This is a genomic window from Streptomyces longisporoflavus, assembly GCF_014649775.1.
In the GTDB taxonomy this organism is placed as follows: domain Bacteria; phylum Actinomycetota; class Actinomycetes; order Streptomycetales; family Streptomycetaceae; genus Streptomyces; species Streptomyces longisporoflavus.
On sequence record NZ_BMTR01000118.1, the window covers coordinates 1 to 1022 of the forward strand.

The 1022-nt window shown below is 69.9% G+C and carries 1 protein-coding gene; it reads right to left on the reverse strand.

The features are described 5' to 3' along the window. Positions 1-1022 (reverse strand): acyltransferase domain-containing protein (locus tag IE226_RS43660; protein WP_190087095.1); only part of this gene is annotated, 1022 nt, incomplete at both ends.

Here is a 1022-nt window from a genome sequence, read left to right on the forward strand (position 1 = left end):
CCCCGCACATGCAGCTGGGCCAGCGCACCCACCAGTGCCTCCGCTGCCGGACGGTCACGCCGCGACGCGGACACCACCAGCGCGTCCGTCACGCCCTCACCGGTGAAGGCATCGGTGGTCAGGCCCGCCAGCGTCGCGCCGGGCCCCACTTCGAGGAACAGATCCGCACCCGCCAAACGAGCAGACTCCACCGCGTCGAAGAAGCGGACGGGCGCCCGCACGTGCTCCACCCAGTGCGCGGCCGAGGTCAGCTCCTGGAGCGTGGCCTCACGGCCCAGCCGCGTCGAGATGATCGGAATGTTCAGCGCGCCGCCCGACAGGTCGCCCAGGGCCGCCCCGAACTCCTCCAGGACCGGATCCATCAACGGCGAGTGGAAAGCGTGATCGACCTCCAGCAGCTTCGCCGACCGGCCCCCGGCCTTGAGACGATCCCGCAGCGCGTGGACCTCCTCGCGCAGCCCGGAGACCACCACCGACTCCGGCCCGTTGACCGCGGCGATACCCACCCGGCCGTACTCGGCCAGCAGCCCGCCCACCTCGGCCTCCGAGGCCCGCACCGCCAGCATCGCCCCGCGCTCGCTCACCGACTGCATCACCCGACCACGCGCAGCCACCAGACGCGTCGCCGCATCCAGATCAAGCACCCCGGACACATGAGCCGCAGCGATCTCACCGACCGAGTGACCGATCAGGAAACCCGGCTGCGGCCCGTACTGCGACACCAACCGATACAGACTCACCTGCAACGCGAACAGCGCCGCCTGCGCGACATCCGTCCGCTCACGCCCCTCCGGCTCCTCCGCCAACAACACCGGCTTCAAAGCAAACGGCAACTGCCCGTCAAAACGCTCACAAACCTCATCCAGGCTCTTCGCGAACACCGGGAAGGCGTCATACAACTCCCGCCCCAGACCCGCCCACTTCGAACCCTGCCCGGGGAACATGAAGACCGTCCCGCCCAGCTCCCCCGCGACACCACGCACCACCGCGGCACTCTCCGCGCCATCACTCAACGCGCCCAG